This is a genomic window from Fluoribacter dumoffii NY 23 (assembly GCF_000236165.1).
Lineage (GTDB): Bacteria > Pseudomonadota > Gammaproteobacteria > Legionellales > Legionellaceae > Legionella > Legionella dumoffii.
Genome location: NZ_CM001373.1, coordinates 2,971,193 through 2,992,672, shown reverse-complemented (window position 1 = coordinate 2,992,672; position 21,480 = coordinate 2,971,193). Strand labels below are relative to the sequence as shown.

The window sequence follows — 21,480 nt, the reverse complement described above, 5'->3', positions numbered from 1 at the left end:
ATGGCATTCGATGAATCATCACCCAAATCAGATGGCTACCAAGAAAAGCTAGTATCAGTAAATCGTACGGCTAAGGTTGTAAAGGGAGGCCGTGTTTTTGGTTTTGCAGTACTTGTTGTTGTTGGTGACGGCAAGGGTAAAGTTGGCTTCGGTAGAGGTAAAGCGCGCGAAGTGCCAATTGCAATTCAAAAAGCTATGGAACAAGCAAAGAAAAATATGGTTTATATTCCACTTTCTGGATCAACTATATTCCACGAAATTACTTGGAACTATGGTGCTTCTAAGGTATTTATGAAACCTGCGAGTGAAGGTACTGGAATTATTGCTGGCGGCGCGATGCGAGCTGTTTTAGAAGTTCTAGGCGTACAAAATATATTAGCTAAGAGTATTGGTTCTACTAATCCAAGTAATATTGTAAGAGCTACAATCGCTGCTTTAACTAATATCGGTACTCCAGATTATGTTGCGGCCAAGCGTGGTAAAACTGTTGAAGAAGTTATGGCGGGCTAATTATGGAAAAGAAAATTAAAATAACTTTGGTAAAAAGTACTATAGGTAGAAAACCAAAGCATATTTCTATCGTGAAGCAATTAGGTCTAGGTAAAACTAATTCAAGTGTATCACATAATGATACTCCAGCAATCCGTGGACTTATTAATATTGTTGATTACTTATTGCTGGTTGAGGAGAGTGTATAATGAATTTAAATTCACTATCACCAGATCCTGGTTCAAGACGTCCTAAAAAACGCTTAGGGCGTGGTATAGGTTCAGGATTAGGTAAAACAAGTGGTAAGGGACATAAAGGTCAAAAAGCAAGAGCTGGTGGTTTCCATAAAATTAACTTTGAGGGCGGTCAAATGCCTATTCAAAGAAGACTGCCAAAAATGGGATTTAAGTCACGTGTTGGTCGATCTGTAGATCAAATATGTCTTAGCGAACTTGCAAAGTTATCCGCTGATGTAATTGATATGAACGTTTTACGTGAAGCGGGTTTAATCAATAGTTCTATTAAAGATGTAAAAGTTATTTTATCCGGTGAATTAACTACTGCCATCAAACTTAAAGGTTTAAGGGTCACTAAAGGAGCTCGTTTAGCCATTGAAGGTTTAGGCGGCAGCATAGAAGAGTGACTATGAAAAACCAAAAACATAATGCAAGCCAATCACGTGGGGGATTGGCTGAACTAAAATCAAGATTATTGTTTGTTGTTCTCGGCATTTTAGTTTATCGATTGGGTGCTCATATTCCTGTTCCAGGTCTGGACCCAGCACGATTAGCTAATTTCTTTAATGAGCAACAGAATACAATATTTGGCTTATTCAATATGTTTTCTGGTGGCGCATTATCGCGTGTTACAGTTTTTGCAATAGGGATTATGCCCTATATTTCTGCGTCAATTATTCTCCAACTATTTACAGTTGTTTCACCTAAACTGGAACAACTAAAAAAGGAAGGAGAGTCCGGACGGAGAAAAATAAACCAATACACCCGATACTTAACTTTAGTGCTTTCTATATTTCAATCATTAGGAATGGCACGCTGGTTAGCTGGACAACAAATTGCACTTCAAGCTGACTTTTCATTTTACTTTACTGCAGTTGTAACTTTGGTTACTGGAACTATGTTCTTGATGTGGCTAGGTGAACAAATTACTGAGAAAGGCGTCGGTAATGGAATCTCCCTAATTATATTTTCGGGAATTGTATCCAGCATGCCTACTGCGATTGCTTCAGTTCTTCAACAAGTTAAAGAAGGACAGATGCAAGCTCTCACTTTGATCATCATTGCAGTGGTTGTGGTAGTAGTTACAGGCTTTGTAGTATTTATGGAGCGTGCGCAGCGGCGTATAAGGGTGAATTATGCCCAAAGGACTCAAGGTAGAAAGGTATATGCTGCCCAAACAAGTCATTTACCTTTAAAGATCAATATGTCTGGTGTAATACCGCCTATCTTTGCATCCAGTATTATATTGTTACCTGCAACCTTGGCACAATTTTTCTCCCATACCAAAGGTTTGGGATGGCTTGCTGATGTAGGGATGGCTTTATCCCCAGGGCAACCTTTATATTTGATTGTGTATGCAGTAGCTATTATATTCTTTGCGTTCTTTTATGCAGCTCTGGTGTTTAATCCCAAAGATACTGCTGATAATTTGAAAAAATCTGGTGCATACATACCCGGAATTAGACCAGGTGAACAAACAACTAAGTATATCGATGGTGTAATGACCCGTTTGACCCTAGTTGGTGCAATCTATTTGGTTCTGGTCTGTCTTTTGCCTCAGATCTTGATGTATACATGGCACGTCCCTTTTTATTTCGGAGGAACATCGTTGCTGATTATCGTTGTTGTTATTATGGATTTTGTAGCACAAGTACAAGCACATTTAATGACGCAGCAATATGATTCTTTAATGAAAAAGGCTAATTTTAAAGGTACAAAATTACCTGGTCTTTTATGATTTTTATCGGAGTTAGGAATGAAAGTAAGAGCATCTGTAAAGCGAATTTGTCGCAATTGCAAGATTATTAAAAGAGGTGGCACTGTACGGGTTATATGTAAAGATGCCAGACATAAACAAAAGCAGGGTTAATCCGCTTGATTTAATTTTATAAAAATAGTATTCTTCTGTCCCTTTCGACAGAACAAAATAACGTTCGGAGAAGTTAATGGCTCGTATTGCAGGAGTAAATATACCTGATCACAAACATGTTGTGATTGCTTTGACAGCAATATATGGTATTGGTAAAACTACATCCTTAAAACTATGTTCTACAGTTGGTATTGAACCTTCCAAAAAGGTTTCAGAATTAACAGATGCTCAACTTGAGTCTTTGAGAACAGAAATAGCAAAAATAACGGTGGAAGGTGATTTGCGTCGTGTTGTGACGATGAACATTAAACGCCTTATGGATCTGGGATGTTATCGTGGTCTAAGACACAGAAGAGGGTTGCCATTGCGCGGACAACGTACGAAAACTAATGCTCGTACACGTAAAGGCCGCAGAAAAGGCACTACCGTTTGATTTTTTATGTAGGAATGTAAGATGGCAATAACTAAGTCAAAACAACAAAAAGTACGCAAAAAAGCGAAGCGTGTCGTGTCTGATGGTATCGTACACGTGCATGCATCTTTTAATAATACCATAGTCACCTTTACTGATAGACAAGGTAATGCACTATGTTGGGCAACATCTGGTGGTTCAGGATTTAGAGGCTCTAGAAAAAGTACACCTTATGCTGCGCAAGTTGCTACCGAGCGTGCTGCTGCTGTTGCAAAAGAATACGGTATGAAATCTGTGGCTGTATTTGTTCACGGTCCCGGCCCTGGCAGAGAATCCACTATTCGTGAATTAATTTCACAGGATTTTAAAATTGTTGAAATTACCGATGTTACTGGTATACCTCATAATGGGTGTAAACCACCTAAAAAACGTCGTGTATAAGACTCAGGAGTAATTAATGGCTAGATATCTTGGTCCAAAATGTAAGTTATCACGTCGTGAAGGTTGTGATTTATTGCTTAAAAGTGGTGTCCGTGATCATAAGTCCAAATGTAAATCAGAAAAATTACCTGGACAACATGGTGATAAAAAACCACGCCTGAATAGTTATGGAATTCAGCTTAGAGAGAAACAAAAAATCAGAAGATTATATGGTATTCTTGAAAAGCAATTCCGTGGTTATTACAAAATGGCTGCTCGCATGAAAGGTGCAACAGGTGAAAATCTGATGTCTCTGCTCGAGCGACGTTTAGACAATGTTGTCTATCGTATGGGTTTTGCAAGTACACGTGCTGAAGCGCGTCAATTAGTAACGCATAAAGCAATACTTGTTAATGATAAAGTAGTTAACGTTCCATCATTCTTAGTTAAGCCAGGTGATGTTATATCTGTTCGCCAAAAAGCAAGAGCTCAAGGTCGTATTCAGGCTGCATTAGCTTTATCTGAACAAAGAGCTGCATGTGATTGGATAACTGTAGATACTTCTTCTTTTAAAGGAACATTCTCTACAGCCCCAACGTTAACTGACTTATCTTCAGACTACAACGTAAACTTAGTTGTAGAACTTTACTCTAAGTAAGCTCGGAGAAATAGCTGAATGTATACTGAAATCAATGAAATGTTGACACCTAATGTTCTTAAGGTCCAGGCAGAATCGCCCTATAAAGCTAGAATAGTTTTAGAGCCTTTGGAGCGTGGCTTTGGTCATACTCTCGGCAATGCTTTGAGACGTATTTTACTATCATCAATGCCTGGAAGTGCGATTACTGAAGTTTCAATTGACGGTGTTCTACATGAATACAGCACAATTGAGGGAGTGCAGGAAGATGTCGTTGACATTTTGCTGAACCTTAAGTTAGTTGCTACTAAAATGTCAGTCGGTGAAGAAGCTATTTTAACACTGAACAAGCAAGGCCCTTGTCAAGTTACAGCTGGAGACATTCAATTAACTCATGGAGTGGAAGTTATCAATCCTGAGTTAGTCATTGCTAATTTGAATGAAAAAGGCAAATTAAATATGACGTTGAAAGTTGAGCGAGGAATTGGTTTCCACAGTACTGATTCATTCATTAGACATTTCGATGATGAAGTAGAAAGAAAATCCGTTGGGAAACTTAAAATTGATAACAGTTTCTCTCCAGTTAAAAAAGTGGCTTATTATGTTGATAGTGCTCGTGTGGAAAACCGAACTGACCTTGATAAGTTAACTATTGAATTAGAAACTAACGGAACTATTGATGCTGAAGAATCAATAAGAATTTCTGCTAGTATTCTTCAAAGACAATTGCATGCTTTTGTGGACATGAAATTTGAAGAATCTCGTTCTGATCATAAAGAGCGCAATGATTTTGATCCTATTCTATTACGTTCTGTCGATGATTTAGAGTTAACCGTTCGATCTGCAAATTGTTTGAAAGCAGAAAATATTCATTATATTGGCGATTTGGTTCAAAGAACTGAAAATGAACTCTTAAAAACTCCTAATTTAGGTAAGAAATCTTTAACCGAAATTAAGGATGTTTTAGCTTCACGTTCATTATCGCTGGGTATGAAACTTGAGAATTGGCCGCCAGCAAATCTTGGCGAATAAAGTTTAGGAGTTTTGGTTATGCGTCACCGTAATTCTGGCCGTAGTTTTGGCCGTACAAGTAGCCACAGAAAGGCTATGTTTGCAAACATGTGTTGTTCTTTAATTGAGCATGAGTTGATAAAAACAACTTTGCCCAAGGCTAAAGACTTACGACGTTACATTGAGCCTTTAATTACTGTTTCCAAAGTTGATTCAGTAGCTACACGTCGTCATGCATTTGATATCTTAAGATCTAAATCTGCTGTTGGTAAGTTATTCAAAGATTTAGGTCCTCGTTTCGTAGAGCGTCCTGGTGGCTACGTACGTATTATCAAGTGTGGCTTCAGAGATGGCGATAATGCACCTATGGCGATTGTGGAACTGTTAGACAGACCTGTTGCCAGTGATGATACTGAAGAGTAATTTGCTCTCGACATTTTCTATTAACCCGCTTTATGCGGGTTTTTTTATACACAAAGTTTCTACATCTTGTTTCATCAGCTGGCTTTGCTGATACCAGGTTTTTCTCTTCTCCCCTATTTATATCCTGATGAGTAGATCTTTACCCTTTTTGAAACGCTTGCTAAAGCCCTCTTTGAGGCCTATTTTTGCTTATAGCTGACATGGTTTGTACGCTCAAACTGCGTATTTTCTCCCAATTCAATGAAAAGGTAATTTATATTGAAGGCACATTACTTATCTCGTCTAGCATTTTATCGAACTTAAATCCTGATGCTTGTCTTCACAGCAACAGATTGTTCTCTGTTGTGCATAAGCAAATGCCATTCATCAAGAAAATTATAATTACTATTTTTTTCAGCAATCATACCCGCGGTTTCACCTTGTTTGTTAGGAGTGTGAAAATCTATATTTCCAAAATGCTCATTGATTGAGTGCAGTAAGTTAATATCCCCTGCTTTAGCACAGTAGTGCACAAGCGGTTCACAGAATATAGCGGCTATATGGTTAAAAATATTATAATTCTCCCGTAAATGGTCAACTACTATATGCCAGACTTTAAAAAGTGCTTGGATATTGATTTCTAATAAACGAGTAGAACATTGGGGTTTATCTAATCGCATCAATTTTTGGCAAAAAAATGCCTCAAAGTCTTTTACCAGATTATCTGCTTCTGTTGGTAGCGCGCATTTAGCCAGCTGAGCGAGCTGATTCATCACCGATTCAAAGTTTTCCTTATTGTTAGGTTGTAAAAAAGGTAGTTTGTCATGGGTGAGCGCTTTTTCAATGGTATTATCCCCAGAGACACCTACAATATCAGTGGCATTTGCAATCAAAATGTCGTAATCCGCATCGTTCAAATTAAAATCGGTTAAAATAGAAACAGTTTTTGGGGGATTGCAAGATGTTTCAGGGTAACAATTGATCCTGCGAACAGTACCATTAATATTAATTTCAATAGCAGAAATATTTGCGTTTACAGCAAGCATGGGGCCAAAGATCAAATTATAATCCATAAATGGCAGAAACTGTTTGTCTTGTTTGTTAAGGATTAAATGGTCTAATTGATGCTCCTTGAGGTACATAATTTTCCCCGCACTGAGCAAACAATAGGGAGTGTTACTAAACAGAGGAGTTTCTCCTCTATATTTAGGATTATTTAAATAGATCACCAAACGCTCCTGCTCTGCTCCTTGGAATCTTTGAAAGCAAAATGACATAAAACGGGTAATACTATCCCAGTCTTGTAGATAAGCAGGGACTAATTGTGTTTTATTCGCCCAGTTTAACATTTCTTCGGAACAAGTTGACCCAGAATCATTAATCCCGGTTAAATGTTTAAAAAAATCTCTATTCTCCAATGCCATTACATTTTCAAGGTAAGTGCGCTTAATCTTTAACCCATATTGATAAGGAACTTTTTGGAGGCCAAGGCAGCGGGTATTGATGTTTTTAGCTTGTAAATCCCTGGGTGTTAGTTGATCTCTTGGATCGATATAACTGATAGGTAAATTTAAGGCAGAAGTACGCAGACCAGAGATTTCGGGAATAATGACCACAGGTATTTCGCATGGAGACAATTTCAAGATAATATCTTTTTGTGCTTTAGCCATTGATGTAGAGATTTGAAAAATACAGCAAGTAGTACTTAATTCTTCACGTAATTCCTTATTGTTGTGAATGAAGTGAGAAAATTGTTCAATTGCATTATCCCCAGAGTTTTCTCCCAGCTCCAGGACATGTGCTTTAACTGTTGGCAATGAGGTTTTTAAGCGTTGCTCAACGAGTTCTTTCCTGTTTCCGGTGCTTACGACAAAAAGAATAAGTTTTACCCGCAATTTTTCAGCTAGAGGGGTGAATTCTCTCGAAAAATCTATTAGATGATTGAAATCACCTATCCCATCATAATGAATGTAATTGAATAAAAGTACATGCTTGGAATTTACGGTGCCGGGAAAGAATCCGTTTTTTGTGAACATAAAATATAAATAGTAGCTCTATAATTTGCTAAATTATATTTGAACAAGCAGATAGTCGATATTCTAATCTTAAATAATTTCCATTATTTTTTCGAGCTTAGAAGAGGTCTGGTTATTTTAGTACTCCTGGGTTTCGCGGCGCTGTACCCAGGCTACCAATATTTAAGACTTCTATGTACATTAGAATGGTACATCATCATCCAATTGATCAAAGGCATCTTGGGGCACTGGGGCTGGTTGCGGGCGCGCAGCGCTTTGATTGCTGGGTGCAAATTGTGTTTGTTGCAGGTCATCGAAGCTGGATGAAGCAGATCCTTTATTGTCTAACATTTGGATGTCATTTGCTACAATCTCGGTAGTATATCTGTCTTGACCTTGTTGATCTTGCCACTTTCTGGTTCTTAAACTGCCTTCAACGTAGAGCTTGGAGCCTTTGCGGACGTATTCGCCAGCTATTTCACCCAGGCGATTAAAACATACTACACGATGCCACTCAGTCCGCTCCTGTTTTTCCCCAGTCGCTTTATCCTTCCATGCCTCACTGGTTGCAATTGAAAGCGTCGTGACCGCATTGCCATTGGGTAAATACCGTACGTCAGGATCAACCCCAACATTCCCAATTAAGATGACTTTATTTATACCACGTGCCATTTTTAATCTCCTATATGCGAAAGTTAGGAGAAGAGTATACCTAATTTATATAGCCCTTGCACGGATGAGTTGAAGTGAACAGCTAATTGCTTTTAGCATCCCTGTATATTCACCCATCTTCATCCAAGCATCACTTCTCTTATGGGGTTTCTTCCCTGTTGCGGCGTAAAGTTTGTGAATATCACTCAATCGAAAAGTGTTTTGTCTGAACTGTAGACCAGTTCATACAGCCGGGTAATTTGTTTTGAGGTGACCCGAGGTGTAGATAGTGGCGGTAAATGAGCTGGATCAAAAAAATCGATTTCAGCGATTTCGAGATTTTCTTGGGCTTCCCCTGACATAATTTCACAATGAAAGAAACACTTATAGGTATGAGGCCACTGTAAGGGGTGCTCATGTTTTTGTTTATCCCATAAAGCAAGAAGCCTGATTACGGAAACATCAAACCCGGTTTCTTCTTTTGCTTCTCTGATTACTGATTCTGCTGCTGACTCATTGGTCTCAGCCCAGCCTCCCGGCAAGGTCCATAGGCCGTCGGCACGCTCTTTAACCAAGAGTAATTTATTATTTTGGAGAATAAAGGCGCGAACATCAATTTTAGGGGTCGCATATCCTTTTTCTATTGAAAATATTTCTTTTATCTCAGCAAGCGAGGAGTCTGAATAGTAAGCCATACATTCTGCCGCTATCTCTCGCAACCTTAGATAACGTTCTTTATCAAATTCATTGGTCGAATAGGTCAGCCCATTTTGGGCAATAGCCTGGATTTCAGTAATATATTTTAACCAACTAAAGTCATTTTTAGACATATTTCTTGTTCCTTAAGTGTTATTTTCCTTGACTCTAACGTTACGTGATAGTTTAAAATCAACTTTCTGGAGAAAAGTTGATGAAATATTACCAAATTAGAGAAATTAGCCAAATGACGTCGTTAACGACTCGCTCATTACACTATTATGATGAATTGGCCTATTAAAACCTACAAAACGCTCAGAGAGTGGATATCGACTTTATTCTGACATGGATTTAGTGCGATTGCAGCAGATTACCAGTCTCAAGTTTTTGGGATTTACTTTGTCCGCAATCAAAAAAATTATGGAACGCCCTGGTTTTGATGTAATGACTTCTATCGGTATACAAGCGCGGGAGTTAACGGAAAAAGCAGCTCAAATAAAGGAAGCTGCATCATTGCTTACTTATATTTCCAGCCAATTAGAAATGAATCAACCCGTAAATTGGAAAAGCACAGCAAAAATAATTGAAATATTGGAGTTAAATACCATGAATGATCAAATTTTACAAAAATACCAATCGGAGGCTGAAAAATCAGAGCTTGGCAAAAAATCTGCTTATGATGAACGTTATAATCCCAATCGTTTATATCCTATCCCCAGGGCAGGTAAACGCCAGGAAATTGGAGTGGATCCAAATCAATTACCATTTCATGGCTTTGATTGCTGGAATCATTATGAAGTTTCCTGGCTTAATGCTAAAGGTAAGCCCATGGTGGCAATCGCGGAATTGTTTTATGATTGCAAATCTCCTTATTTAATTGAATCAAAATCTTTAAAGCTCTATTTTAATTCATTTAATAACACGCGTATTGGAAGCATTAGTGAATTAGAAAATACCATTAAACAGGACTTGCAAGAGCGAGTCGGAGCTGAAGTTTGGGTCGCCATTCATCCTTTAGACTCAGCCAACCCGTTCTCTATTCAAACTTCATGGGAGGGGGATTGTCTTGATCATCTTGATGTGGAGTGCTCGGTTTATCTTGTTGAACCCTCCTTTCTTTCTGTAGGTGAAGAAGAGGTCGAGGAACTGTTACATTCAAACTTGCTGAAATCAAATTGTTTGGTTACAAACCAGCCGGATTGGGGCAGCGTACAAATTGCTTATAAAGGTAAAAAAATCAACCGCGAAGGTTTATTGAAGTATCTTGTATCCTATCGAAATCATAACGAGTTTCATGAGCAATGTATTGAAAGGATTTTTGTTGATATTTTGAACTATTGCAAACCAGAAAAGTTAACGGTATATGGTCGCTATACAAGACGAGGAGGGTTGGATATTAATCCATACCGCTCTACAGAGAAAAGCCCATTCGAGGGTAAAAATTTGCGGTTGATTCGCCAATAACCTCTCTAAAAAGAGGAAATTGCAGGCAACAAGAGTATATGGCAAATCCTGATTGGAGTTGTTGTTTCGCCTGCAATTTCTAAAGAAATTACTCGGTACTACTCGTGTTAATTGATATTTTTTAATATCTTTTCTGCACTACCTTCAAGATAGTTTTGTTTATCAATTCGTAAATAAATAACCCCTTCCTCTTTCGCAAATGCCACTTCGATGATTCCTTTAACTTTTAATAATGCCTGAATAACGGTTTCATCTTTTTGCAATTGAGAATAGGGCAAAATAAGGGTTGCGATGGCGGCATTTGTTTTCATGGAAGAGGAGATCAATAACCATATAACGCCCAAGACTGCATTAGTGATAAAAATACCCTCGCTACTAAACCACTGATATAAAACCCCGGCCAGTGCCCCACCAATGAAGAGTCCCAAAAATTGGCTGGTTGAATAAATCCCCATAGCAGTCCCTTTGCTGTTGGGATTTGCCTGCTTGGATACCAGCGAGGGCAATGCGGCTTCAAGAATATTAAAGGCAATAAAATAAATGAGCATGAGAAAACACAGGCTGTACCAGTTTTGAAAGGTGTAGGCTAATAATAATTGAGCTATGGTCATGACGAGTACAGAGGATACAAAAACAGATTTCATCTGTTTTTTCTTTTCAGCAAGGACAATAAAAGGGATCATGAGAATGAATGAAATGACCATAAGGGGCAGATAAAAATGCCATTGCTGGGATAAATGACCTAGTTCAACCTGTTTTCTCAAGATAAAAGGAATCGCAAAAAAAGTAGCAGTGAGAATAAAATGCTGACAAAAAATCCCTAAATTCAGGCGTTGCAATTGCATGTTTGAAATAACTTGCTTCAGTAAGGCCGGATTGGTTTCACTGTCTATATGAAAACGTTCGTGAACTGGCTTTGGAATAACCCAGTGAAGTAATACAATCCCGGCTATTGCTAACATGGTAGTTAGATAAAAGATACCGGCCAGACCAAAATGATGGGTAAGGATGGGGCTAACAACCATGGCCAGGCTAAAAGAGGTTCCAATGGTCATACCAATCACCGCCATGGCTTTAGTGCGTTGTTCATCAGGAGTTAAATCAGCGAGCAAGGCAATTAAAACACTACCTACGGCACCGGTGCCTTGGAGTAATCTGGCCACGATCATTCCATAAATCGAATGGGTTAGGGCTCCAAGCAAACTACCCAATGCAAAAAGAAGCAAACCTGCAGTGATCATAGGTTTTCTTCCTATTTTATCGGAAAGCATTCCAAAAGGCATTTGCAGCAGGCCTTGAGCAAGTCCATAAATTCCCAAGGCAAAGCCTACTAATGCAGGAGTTGCACTTTGCAAATTTTCTGCATAAATACTAAAAACAGGTATAAGTAAAAACAAGCCTAACATGCGAAAAGAGAAAATCGCTGCTATGGGAAATACAGTTTTAAACCAGGAATGCTTCATTCATTAATATATATTTATCTTTATCGTGTGCGGATAGTACAAAGTTAGCTCTCGGGAAACAAGATATTTAAAAATTTAATGCTTTAAACATTGCTTTATCGCTCAATACAAAAGAAAATGTAGCTTTTGTAACTTTTAGTCCAAAAGTGTATCAATATTTGAGGCGCTGGAGGTTAGAAATTAAGGCCAGTGAAATTGAGTCGATCTGGGTTTTTCCATGATCTATTCTGGTTCGCGTCATGTATCCGGCCTATTTGCTCAACTGGAAAGGTGATTTCTTATTAATTCCAGGTCTACAGCAAAAGTTGCATGTTTTAATAATTGAAGTTGGTGAGGAAAATTTCATGAGTTTGGTTTTTGCAGGTAAGGTTGGATTAATTACTGGCGGTGCCCGGGGCATCGGAAAGGCTACTGCATTAAAGTTAGCTCAGGCAGGAAGTGATATTGCCATAGTTTATTACAACAGTTCTGACGAAGCCCAATCTTTGGTCGAGGAAATCAAGGCTATGGGCCGTAAAGCAATTGCCTTACAAGCGAACGTAGCAGATCATCAGTCTGTAAAAGAAATGTTTGCTCAATTCCGAGAGCATTTTAATCGCCTTGATTTTCTAATTAGTAATGCTGCTAGCGGTGTTTTAAAATCAGCTCTCAAAATGTCAACCAAACACTGGCGCTGGTGTTTGGAAACCAATGCTTTAGCATTAAATCATCTGGCTATTGAAGCACGCTCAATAATGCCTAAAGGAAGCCGAATCATTGCCTTATCAAGTCTTGGTGCGTCTAGAGCAATTCCTAATTATGCCTTTATTGGTGCCTCTAAGGCAGCTCTCGAAGCTTTGGTTCGTTCGTTGAGTCTTGAGTTGGCACCCGACGGAATTACGGTAAATACTGTTTCTGCTGGAGTAGTTGATACTGATGCATTGAAGCATTTCCCTAACAGAGAACAGTTACTTGATGAGTATCAGGCACACTCTTTAACAGACAGACCATTGACCCCACAAGATGTGGCTGATGCCATTTACCTTTTGTGTTTGCCGGAAGCGGCGATGATTAATGCGCATACTTTATTTGTTGATGCAGGGTATAGCCGGGTTGGTTAAACCTTATCTTTCTTAATTTTATACCTTTAAAAAAATCTATGGTATAATTTCCGGCTTTGTAAATTAGCTATCTCTGAGGAAGAAATATGAATGTAGCAGACGTTTATCCTAAAGTTAGGGAAATTGTTGCTGATGTGCTAGTAATTGATGTAGAAGAAGTCTCTCTTAACAGTCGGTTGATAGCAGATCTGGGCGCAGAATCTATAGATTTTCTTGATTTGGTTTTCCAGCTGGAGAAAGAATTCAAAATTAAGATCCCGCGCGGCCAATTGGAAAAAAATGCACGCGGTGCCTTGGCAGAAGATGAATTCGAGAAAGGTGGCGTCATCACCGAAGAAGGTTTGAAAGCATTGCAAAACTATTTAAGCGAAGTTCCTGCTGAGCAATTCAAACCCAATATGAAAGTAAATGAAATACCCATGCTGTTTACTATTGAAACATTTTGCAAGCTGGTTGTTGCAGCAATTCAAGAGCAACAAACTGCTGGATCTGAGGCATAATTAGGGTGTTTCTAATATCAAGATTAATAAGGTTTTATAAAATCTGATGAGATTCTTATTTGTTGATCGTATAGTGGAGTCATCTCCTGGTCAGTTGATCCGGGGAATCAAACATATTACCCCCAATGATCCGTTTCTCACAGTTGATGAGCAGGGACGGCCCTGTTTTATCCCTTCATTAATCGGAGAAACCCTAGGGCAGTTGGCTGCCTGGAATGTAATGTCACTGCAAGAATTTACCTGCAGGCCTGTAGCCGGTATCGTTGCTAGTGCCTCCATGCATCGACCGGCTTATGTCGGGGAGACTTTGTTACTTGAGTCGTTTATTGAGCATCAGGATAATTCAGCAATGCAATACTATAGCGAAGCAAGGGTGGGTAATGAACGTGTCTTCAGCATCGAAGGCGCCCTGGGCCCTATGCTGCCTATGGACAATTTCATTGATTTGAACGAAGTAAAACAGCAATATAATGAAATTAATCGTCCTGGTGATTGGTTAACTGTATGTGCAGAAAGTACGCCAATAGCGAATGACGAACCCATTATCAATTTGCAATTGCCTGTAGTACCGATGACCTTTGACCGAATTCGTTCCTGTCAGCCGGGCGTGAGCTTAACGGCAGAAAAACGTATAACACGCGCAGCTCCTTATTTTGCCGATCATTTTCCTAAAAAACCCGTATTACCTATGACGGTATTGTTGGAATGCAAGTTAAATTTGGCATATGAATTTATTCGGCGCGCAGGGTATCCGGTAGACTATAAAGTGAGCGCATTTCGCAAAATAAAAATGAACGAGTTCGTATATCCTGGTGATATTCTGCAATGTTTGCTAACAGTCAAAAAGCAAACGGAAGAGGAATTGATTCTTTCTTATCGTAGCGAAGTTGCAGGTAAACGCGTTTGTGTTGTAGATGTAGTGCTAATTCCCAGAGGTAAATAAAAGTGAAAAAGAGACGAGTGGCTATTACAGGTTTGGGAGCAGTTTCTCCGTTAGGACTTGATGTTGAGTCTACATGGTCAAATTTATTGGATGGCCGCTCCGGAATTGGAGTAATCAATCAATTTGATGCCAGTGCTTTTCCAACTTATATCGCTGCCGAAGTAAAAAATTTTTCCCTTGATCCTAAATTAACCACAAAACGCAGTCGATTTTCTGTGCCGTTTACCCGCTATGCGCTTGAAGCCGCCCAGCAAGCTTTCGATGATGCAGGCATTTTGCCTACAGAACACACTGCAGCCCAATGGGGCGTAGTTACCGGTAGTGGCATGATGACTGCCGAATTTGACTATTTGTCCCGTTTTCAACAAATAGGTGCTCAAGATGGCGAAGCAGATTGGGGACGCTTGCTGGCCAATACCCAAGAATTTTATAAGCTGTCTGATTTCGGTAAAACCACACCCAATTCAGGACTTTCTTTATTAATTCAGCAATTTGGTATCAGAGGTTATGCTTCCTCGGTTCATACAGCATGTGCATCAGGCGGTCAGGCTTTAGGGCTGGCAATGCAAGTAATTCGCCGGGGGGAAGCGGATTTTATATTGGCTGGAGGATTTGATTCCATGATTAACCCTCTAGGCTTGTCCAGCTTTTGTTTACTGGGTGCTTTATCTACGTATAACAGTACACCCGAAACAGCGAGTAGACCTTTTGATGGAACCCGGAATGGTTTTGTTTTAGGAGAAGGTGCTGCATTTTTAATTTTGGAAGAATGGGAAAAGGCAAAGGCGCGGGGAGCGCGGATTTACGCAGAATTAGCTGGCGAAGGCAATTCGTTAAGCTCTTACCGAATTACTGATTCACATCCAAATGGTGATGGTGCGATACAAGCTATAGAGCGCGCACTTTATGATGCCGGAGTTAAAGCTTCCGATGTGGATTACATTAATGCTCATGGCACCTCAACCAAAATGAATGACTTAAGTGAAACAAATGCGATTAAGGCAGTTTTTGGAGAGTCTGTTGCAAACTTGCCTGTAAGTTCTACTAAAGGCCAAACCGGACATTTGATTGCTGCGGCAGGGGCGCTTGAAGCCGTATTATCCGTTAAATCCATAGAGCAGGCAGTTATACCCAAGACAGCCAATTTAACCACTCCCGATCCGGAATGTGATTTGGATTACGTGGTTGATGGTCCCCGTGAGCGTTCTTTAGGGGTGGTTCTTTCCAATTCTTTTGGGTTTGGTGGCTCTAATAGTTGCCTGTTATTTAAACATCCTGAGTTTGAAGGAGCGGGTTTATGAGTCAAGGCAATAGAGTATTTATAACAGGACGAAGCGCACTTACTGCGGCAGGTGCTACTGCTGATGCAACCTGGGATGCGATTTTGCAAGGGAAAAATGGTATTGCTGAAATAACCCAGTGGGACTTATCGCAATGGTCTCATCGTCTGGGAGGAGAGTTAAAAGAATTTAATCCTGCAAAAATGTTGCCTGATCGCAAATTAATGAAAGTCATTTCACGACAAGATGTAATGGGAATTAATGCCGCAGTACAAGCAATTGAACACAGCGAGATGATCGCTTATCGGGATAGTCTTGCAAACCCTGCTTCGTTTAATGAACAAACTGCTGTTTTTGTCGGCTCCCCGGGAAATAAGTATTTTCAACAATATGATTTTTTGCCTTTGCTTGCCAAGACTCAAGGCAATATGCAGCAATTTGCGCAACATTTATTTGAAACAGTTCATCCCATGTGGTTATTACGTATATTGCCCAATAATGTTCTTGCCTATACTGGAATAACCTATGAATTTAAGGGACCCAATCATAATATAACAAATCATGCCGCCGGCGGCACTCAAGCCCTATTGGAAGCTTATCATGCCATTAGCAGTGGCCAGGCAGAACGCGCTGTTGTTGTTGCCTATGATATGGCTGTTGAACCTCAAGCTTTGTTTTACTATGAGCAATTAGGCGTCTTAAGTAGTCAACATTTAAAACCTTTTGATGAAGCCCATGATGGAACCATTTTAGCTGAAGGTGCTGCTGCTTTGGTTTTAGAAAGTGAAGCCAGTATGCGTTCACGTTCAGCAAAATGTTATGGGGAGATAATTGGCGGATTATCGACCACTGAAGCAGAGGGACTATTTTCTCTGGATACAAGTGGTCTGCAACTTGCCGAGTTGATACAGCGTACCCTCGATGTAGTAGAGTTAAATACCAAGGATATCGGTTGTATTGTTGCGCATGGAAATGGTAATAGTAAATCAGACTATAGTGAATCGCAGGCAATTCAAAATGTGTTTGCCCAGCAGCAGGTCCCCGTAACCGCATTTAAATGGTCTATGGGACATACTATATGCGCGTCTGGATTGATTGACACGGTGATGACAACCTATGCGCTTTCATCCCGATGCGTACCCGGTATAGCGAATTTGCAAAATATTGCACCCAGTTGTACAGGTTTATCTGTAAGTGCGGATCATCAGTCTCTAACGCGAGGTCCTTATGCCTTGACGATCAACCGCGGGTTTGCCAGTATGAATGCGTGTTTGGTGATCAAAGCTTGTGACTGAACTTGAACAAAAAATCAATGACTTGCCTGTGAGCGTTTTTGGGCGATTCGTTTATAAATTTTTGCCTTACAAGCGCCAGGTGATAATGGCGAATATTGATCGTGTTTTCGGGGATCAATTGAATGGCGACCAAAAAAAACGCTTGGCCATTTCATACTATTCGCATTTACTTAAATCGTTTAAAGAAGCGATTCAATTGCGTTTTATGTCGGAAGAGGATTTAAGTAATTTAGTTGAAGTGCGTGGCCATGAAAATATGTTGGCAGTTGTAGCGCAACAAAAAGGAGTATTGGTTCTGACCGGACATTTTGGCAATTGGGAAGTTGCACCAATTGGGGGTGTTCTCAATTTCAAGGAATTTCAAGGACAGTTTCATTTTATTCGCCGAACCCTCTCCATTAAATTTATTGAACGAAGCTTATTTAAGCAATACTACCAAGTCGGGTTGAATGTCATCCCTAAAAAGAATTCTCTGGATAAGGTTTGTGCTGCCTTAGAAAAAAATCATGCAGTAATTTTTGTTCTCGACCAACATGCCTCATTGGTTAACCGCGATGGCATCGCGGTTGAGTTTTTTGGTGTAAAAGCAGGAACCTACCGTAGTCTGGCCACCCTGTCTCGCTATACAGGAGTTCCGGTAATCCCCGCTGCAGGCTATAGACTGCCGAATGGAAAACATGTTTTAGAGTTTTATGAGCCCATTCCCTGGAAGGATTATGATAATGCTCAAGATTCCCTCTATTATAATACCCTGGCGTATAATCAAGCTTTAGAGCGTATTATCTTGGCTCACCCTGAACAATGGAACTGGATGCATAAACGCTGGAAACTTAAATTGTAACGGTTCAATTTTCCCTGATCATTGAATTGAACGAGTCAATGTGTTCTACCTCAAAATCATCCTCCTCTTCATGCACCGGTTTTTTAATTTTGGAAAAAAAACCTTCGGCCCAATGCAATGCACTTTGGGCATATTCAGTTGCTCCGTAAACATAGCCAGAGAGCACTTTAGCGGTACTCTCCACAAAATCTGGTTTTTCTGAGTTGTTTGAAGGCATTGTCCTAGGTTTGATTACCAGTTCTGGCATAAGACTGTTCAACTCTTCCGAAATATACTGTAGATTGTCGGAATCTTCGTTGATTTGCAAAAGTAATAAATTTATTTCATCCCGTGACCTTTCTTTCAGCATTAACTCCAAAAGCCGAAACTGATTGACGATGAACGGATTTTGATTGTCTTTTAGCCAATGATAAAGTTTCCTATTATCTTCTTTATGCTGCAAAATATAGTGAAACAATTGATGAAGATTGAAGCGGGTAATCAGTTCGTTTGTAGGTACCGGCTGGAGCGAATACCAATCTAATGCTTTGATAATGTCCTCGACTTTTTCCTGAGTTAAGGGGAGAGTAATATTGTTTAGCAAAGAGTGAAGATCCTGTGTTTCTGCAGTTGAGGTGGAGTCTTGTATCGATACAGGGAGTTGTTGTGTTTCTTCCGCGGCCCAATTTTCCGATAGGACATAAGTGGGCAAGTTTGGTTTGAAAAAACCAGTCCATCCGTAAGCCCAACAGCGTTGAATCCATTTGATAACACTGGATAAAAATCCCTGGCGATTAGAAAAAATTAATTCCTGGCGTGCTTCTGAGAGTGCTTGTTGAGCAATCTGAATGAGTTCCCCGTTTTTTTCAGAATTAAGGTTTTTTAGAGCGAGCGTACACAAATTGATCACCCGCTGATAATTCTCTTTGCCGCCTTGAAGTCCAAAATAGCGAATAATTCGTTTTGCATCAAATAAAAACAGTTGATAACTCACTTGCTCATCAAACAAGAGAGGGTGATTTAAGAAGGCTGTAAAAAGTGCTTCTTTTACAGTTATATCCAGTTCAGGGCGCTTTAGCATAAACCCCAAGTGGTGTATCGCTTTATTTCGGGATCGCGCATTCTCACATTGCTCATAAAACATCATATAATCATTGAGTAACTTGAAAATGGGATCAAAGTTGCCTTTATAATGAAATAAAAAATATTCAAAGCAATTAATAGATTTATCGTGTTTCAGCAGCGCTTCTATAAAAGAACTTTCTTCAGGAATGCTTGCTGGTCTTTGCTCTGATGAAGCTTCTAAAATATGCGGCTTTAAATGAATATTTTGGAGGGTTCTTTGAATATTGATTTGCCCGCTTTGATAAAACAATGCCACTTTTCCTTCAAATGCATTATTTCGTAAATAACAGTTAGTGTAGTAAGCAGTTTTTTTGGCCAATTCTTTAAATGCAAGTTTATCATTTAAACAAAAAAGTAGTTCTATTGCTTCTAATGAAAACGCATGATTTTTATCAAGTAATTTTAGAGTTAATTGATTTATAAACGCAGCATTAGCTTGATTATAATGACCATTGAGATAAAGACGAATTGCCAAAATCAAATGTGACTCTTTGTTGGCATGCTCGAGGAATTTGTTTGGCAGTTTATGAAAGCAACCTAAATGTTCAATAATGTTAATTACTACAGCCTCTTTTTGATTTGGCTCCATTTTGCTTAGTTCCTGGATAACATTCGGACCCGCAATATTCATGAAGTGAGCCAGGAGGTAATGAGCGTTAGGCATCGAAACAAAATGGTTCATCCAATAACTAAGAACCTTGTGGCGTTCATAAAGAGGGAATCTTTCAATGAGGGCTTGTAATTGAATCCGCGTTAACTGATGAAAATGAGGGACAGAGCAAATAATACTTAGTGCTGCTTCGGGATCCAGTTTCTCAATCATTTGAGGTGAGAGTATTTGTAAATCCAATTGATGAATCAGGGCATTAAGTCGTGAAGGGAGATGGTAGTCCTGAGTCGATAATCTGTTTAACAGGGAGTCACCCTTTAAACAGGACAAATACTCATTTTGGCTTAAAAGGTGAATGATTAATAGAGACTTAACCTGGGGATTTCTGGTGATTTGAATGGACTCAAGCAGTTTCGGGAGAGTCAGCTTTCCCTCTTCAAGGGTCGTTAAAAACTTGGCTTGGCTGACTCCATCCTTGTTAATTTCTGTCAAATACTCGGTGTTTCCCATAGCTGCTTTGAATAAATCAAAACTTTGAATTTTACTTCCTGTCATGGCACTCTCCTTTGAGACAAGCACCAATTTCCAAAATGGACTTTCTCCAAACTTCACTGCAGCTGCAAATTATTTCATCCATGCGGTGCTCGCATCCTCAAGACTCTGATTCTACGCTCCGTTTCTACTTCAACTTTGCTCACTGCATCAAGTATTTTAAGAAGTCTGATATTGAATTTTGGAAAGGCGCAAGTGTGAGGCGTTCTTTCAGGATAACTCTTTGTAAAGAAATTTCAATACTTGTGTTAATTTTGCATAGGAAATATTGGTATTGAATTAAGAGATTAAGAAAAAAAAGAGTAAAAAGCTTAAAACAAAATTCCTTCATAAACAAAAACAGCGGGTCCAGTTAAAATTATCGATTTATCGAACGCTGGCCATTCAATAAATAAATTACCACCGGGTAATTCAACCTCAATTTTCTGGTCTAACTGATAATACAATCTTCCAATAACAGCCGCTGCAACAGCACCGCTTCCACAGGCTAGTGTTTCCCCGCAGCCACGTTCATATACTCTTAATTTAATAGAATGCGGTGTTTCAACTTGCATGAATCCCACATTAACCTGAGCAGGAAAGCGTGGATGTAGGCTGATTTCCTTCCCTAAAGATTCAACCGGGGCTGTATTTATATTTTCCACGACCAAGACTGCATGCGGATTTCCCACGCTTACAGCATGAATGTTTATATTTTTATTTTGGAGGAGAGCTAAAGAATATTCAGCGGACTGCTCATCTGCAATGAATGGGATATCAGCAGGAGACAATAGAGGAATGCCCATATCGACGCTCACGCTCGAATCCTCATTAATATGTAATTTCATTTGGGTAGTGCGGGTAGCTACAGTTAAATGATTTTTATCCGTGAGTCTGTAATATTTTGCAAATAAAGCGAGGCAGCGTGCACCATTACCACATTGACCCACTTCCTGACCATCGGCATTAAAGATGCGATAGTTAAAATCAATACCCTTTTGGCTACTCGCCTCAAGAAGTAAACATTGGTCAAAACCTATGCCCGTATGCCGCTGAGCCAGGGCGGTTATTTGTTGAGGGCTGAGGTTTATATTTTGATTTATTCCATCAATAACGATGAAGTCATTACCCAAGCCATGCATTTTAGTAAATTTAATTTTCATACCGTTGTGTTGGAGCAAATAATGTTAATGTGCGCATTCCTATAACTGTTTTCTGTTTTTGCAAGGAATACGTCCTTTTCTTAGTATAAAAGGTAAATTATTTTTTACCGAATTAGTGTTATTTGCTTGAGGTGTTTTTTTGGGGGGCTGGCAAATAAAGAGGGCCTTTTTGCCCACACCCCACTATAAAGACAACGATGCAAATCGTAAGTAAAAAATAAAGTTTTTTCATTGGAATTACATTTTAAAAGATATAAACCGTAACTATCCATTGATTTGGCGAAAAATTCAAGTAAGAGGCAAGATTTCCCGGCCGGATGGGCAAATCAAACCGGCAGGGATTCATT

General features: G+C 39.4%; 24 protein-coding genes. 17 read left to right on the top strand and 7 right to left on the bottom strand.

Annotation, left to right across the window (positions count from 1 at the left end; all coding sequences use genetic code 11):
- The 10 genes from rpsE to rplQ all read left to right on the top strand — a co-directional run bounded on the left by rpsE (window position 1) and on the right by rplQ (window position 5,498).
- Complete coding sequence (rpsE, locus tag KYQ_RS13605) at window positions 1-510, top strand: 30S ribosomal protein S5 (protein ID WP_010654817.1); 510 nt, start codon at window positions 1-3, stop codon at window positions 508-510.
- 2 nt (window positions 511-512) lie between these two features.
- Window positions 513-698 (top strand): 50S ribosomal protein L30, encoded by a 186-nt coding sequence (rpmD, locus tag KYQ_RS13600; RefSeq protein ID WP_010654816.1) that lies wholly within the window; start codon window positions 513-515, stop codon window positions 696-698.
- Entirely contained in the window at window positions 698-1,132 is a 435-nt protein-coding gene (rplO, locus tag KYQ_RS13595; protein WP_010654815.1) for a 50S ribosomal protein L15, read from the top strand. The genes rpmD and rplO overlap by 1 nt, the downstream gene beginning before the upstream one ends.
- Window positions 1,133-1,134: 2 nt before the next feature.
- On the top strand, window positions 1,135-2,463 hold the full coding sequence (secY, locus tag KYQ_RS13590) for a preprotein translocase subunit SecY (RefSeq protein ID WP_010654814.1): 1,329 nt from the start codon (window positions 1,135-1,137) through the stop codon (window positions 2,461-2,463).
- Between the two features lie 18 nt (window positions 2,464-2,481).
- Window positions 2,482-2,595, top strand: a complete 114-nt coding sequence (gene rpmJ / locus KYQ_RS18935; protein WP_010654813.1) for a 50S ribosomal protein L36 — start codon at window positions 2,482-2,484, stop codon at window positions 2,593-2,595.
- A 76-nt stretch (window positions 2,596-2,671) separates the two neighbouring features.
- The gene (rpsM, locus tag KYQ_RS13585) at window positions 2,672-3,028 is read left to right on the top strand and encodes a 30S ribosomal protein S13 (RefSeq protein WP_010654812.1); all 357 of its coding nucleotides are present in this window, start codon (window positions 2,672-2,674) and stop codon (window positions 3,026-3,028) included.
- 21 nt (window positions 3,029-3,049) lie between these two features.
- Window positions 3,050-3,448, top strand: coding sequence for a 30S ribosomal protein S11 (gene rpsK, locus KYQ_RS13580; RefSeq protein WP_003633055.1), 399 nt, complete (start codon window positions 3,050-3,052; stop codon window positions 3,446-3,448).
- Window positions 3,449-3,464: 16 nt separating this feature from the next.
- On the top strand, window positions 3,465-4,085 hold the full coding sequence (rpsD, locus tag KYQ_RS13575; RefSeq protein ID WP_010654811.1) for a 30S ribosomal protein S4: 621 nt from the start codon (window positions 3,465-3,467) through the stop codon (window positions 4,083-4,085).
- Between the two features lie 18 nt (window positions 4,086-4,103).
- Complete coding sequence (locus KYQ_RS13570; RefSeq protein WP_010654810.1) at window positions 4,104-5,096, top strand: DNA-directed RNA polymerase subunit alpha; 993 nt, start codon at window positions 4,104-4,106, stop codon at window positions 5,094-5,096.
- Window positions 5,097-5,114: 18 nt separating this feature from the next.
- Window positions 5,115-5,498: a 50S ribosomal protein L17 gene (gene rplQ / locus KYQ_RS13565; RefSeq protein ID WP_010654809.1), complete on the top strand. Its 384-nt coding sequence runs from the start codon at window positions 5,115-5,117 to the stop codon at window positions 5,496-5,498.
- 299 nt (window positions 5,499-5,797) lie between these two features.
- On the opposite strand, the gene KYQ_RS13560 is transcribed toward rplQ, so the two are convergent.
- The 3 genes from KYQ_RS13560 to KYQ_RS13550 form a co-directional block, all read right to left on the bottom strand.
- Entirely contained in the window at window positions 5,798-7,513 is a 1,716-nt protein-coding gene (locus KYQ_RS13560) for a hypothetical protein (RefSeq protein ID WP_010654808.1), read from the bottom strand.
- Between the two features lie 180 nt (window positions 7,514-7,693).
- Window positions 7,694-8,164, bottom strand: coding sequence for a single-stranded DNA-binding protein (gene ssb, locus KYQ_RS13555; RefSeq protein WP_010654807.1), 471 nt, complete (start codon window positions 8,162-8,164; stop codon window positions 7,694-7,696).
- Window positions 8,165-8,349: 185 nt separating this feature from the next.
- Window positions 8,350-8,973 carry an NUDIX hydrolase gene (locus KYQ_RS13550; RefSeq protein ID WP_010654806.1) on the bottom strand — a complete coding sequence of 208 codons (624 nt, stop codon included), beginning with the start codon at window positions 8,971-8,973 and terminating at the stop codon, window positions 8,350-8,352.
- Between the two features lie 472 nt (window positions 8,974-9,445).
- Between KYQ_RS13550 and queF the strand changes: the two genes are divergently transcribed.
- Window positions 9,446-10,303: an NADPH-dependent 7-cyano-7-deazaguanine reductase QueF gene (queF, locus tag KYQ_RS13545; RefSeq protein WP_029489062.1), complete on the top strand. Its 858-nt coding sequence runs from the start codon at window positions 9,446-9,448 to the stop codon at window positions 10,301-10,303.
- A 107-nt stretch (window positions 10,304-10,410) separates the two neighbouring features.
- Here queF and KYQ_RS13540 read toward each other — a convergent pair whose 3' ends face one another.
- Window positions 10,411-11,766 carry an MFS transporter gene (locus KYQ_RS13540; protein ID WP_010654804.1) on the bottom strand — a complete coding sequence of 452 codons (1,356 nt, stop codon included), beginning with the start codon at window positions 11,764-11,766 and terminating at the stop codon, window positions 10,411-10,413.
- Between the two features lie 344 nt (window positions 11,767-12,110).
- Here KYQ_RS13540 and fabL point away from each other — a divergent pair, with 344 nt between their 5' ends.
- The 6 genes from fabL (at window position 12,111) to KYQ_RS13510 (ending at window position 17,725) form a co-directional block, all read left to right on the top strand.
- Window positions 12,111-12,866 carry an enoyl-[acyl-carrier-protein] reductase FabL gene (gene fabL, locus KYQ_RS13535; protein ID WP_029489061.1) on the top strand — a complete coding sequence of 252 codons (756 nt, stop codon included), beginning with the start codon at window positions 12,111-12,113 and terminating at the stop codon, window positions 12,864-12,866.
- 86 nt (window positions 12,867-12,952) lie between these two features.
- On the top strand, window positions 12,953-13,366 hold the full coding sequence (locus KYQ_RS13530) for an acyl carrier protein (protein ID WP_010654802.1): 414 nt from the start codon (window positions 12,953-12,955) through the stop codon (window positions 13,364-13,366).
- A 46-nt stretch (window positions 13,367-13,412) separates the two neighbouring features.
- On the top strand, window positions 13,413-14,309 hold the full coding sequence (locus KYQ_RS13525) for a 3-hydroxyacyl-ACP dehydratase FabZ family protein (RefSeq protein ID WP_010654801.1): 897 nt from the start codon (window positions 13,413-13,415) through the stop codon (window positions 14,307-14,309).
- 2 nt (window positions 14,310-14,311) lie between these two features.
- On the top strand, window positions 14,312-15,610 hold the full coding sequence (locus KYQ_RS13520; protein ID WP_010654800.1) for a beta-ketoacyl-[acyl-carrier-protein] synthase family protein: 1,299 nt from the start codon (window positions 14,312-14,314) through the stop codon (window positions 15,608-15,610).
- Entirely contained in the window at window positions 15,607-16,884 is a 1,278-nt protein-coding gene (locus KYQ_RS13515; protein ID WP_010654799.1) for a beta-ketoacyl-[acyl-carrier-protein] synthase family protein, read from the top strand. The genes KYQ_RS13520 and KYQ_RS13515 overlap by 4 nt, the downstream gene beginning before the upstream one ends.
- Window positions 16,877-17,725, top strand: coding sequence for a lysophospholipid acyltransferase family protein (locus tag KYQ_RS13510; RefSeq protein ID WP_010654798.1), 849 nt, complete (start codon window positions 16,877-16,879; stop codon window positions 17,723-17,725). The genes KYQ_RS13515 and KYQ_RS13510 overlap by 8 nt, the downstream gene beginning before the upstream one ends.
- A gap of 4 nt (window positions 17,726-17,729) precedes the next feature.
- On the opposite strand, the gene KYQ_RS13505 is transcribed toward KYQ_RS13510, so the two are convergent.
- The 3 genes from KYQ_RS13505 to lptM all read right to left on the bottom strand — a co-directional run bounded on the left by KYQ_RS13505 (window position 17,730) and on the right by lptM (window position 21,365).
- Complete coding sequence (locus tag KYQ_RS13505; protein WP_010654797.1) at window positions 17,730-19,994, bottom strand: hypothetical protein; 2,265 nt, start codon at window positions 19,992-19,994, stop codon at window positions 17,730-17,732.
- A gap of 308 nt (window positions 19,995-20,302) precedes the next feature.
- The gene (dapF, locus tag KYQ_RS13500) at window positions 20,303-21,133 is read right to left on the bottom strand and encodes a diaminopimelate epimerase (protein WP_010654796.1); all 831 of its coding nucleotides are present in this window, start codon (window positions 21,131-21,133) and stop codon (window positions 20,303-20,305) included.
- A gap of 118 nt (window positions 21,134-21,251) precedes the next feature.
- A complete protein-coding gene (lptM, locus tag KYQ_RS18930) occupies window positions 21,252-21,365 on the bottom strand; it encodes an LPS translocon maturation chaperone LptM (RefSeq protein ID WP_081465865.1) in 114 nt (37 codons plus the stop codon).
- Window positions 21,366-21,480 lie beyond the last annotated feature (115 nt).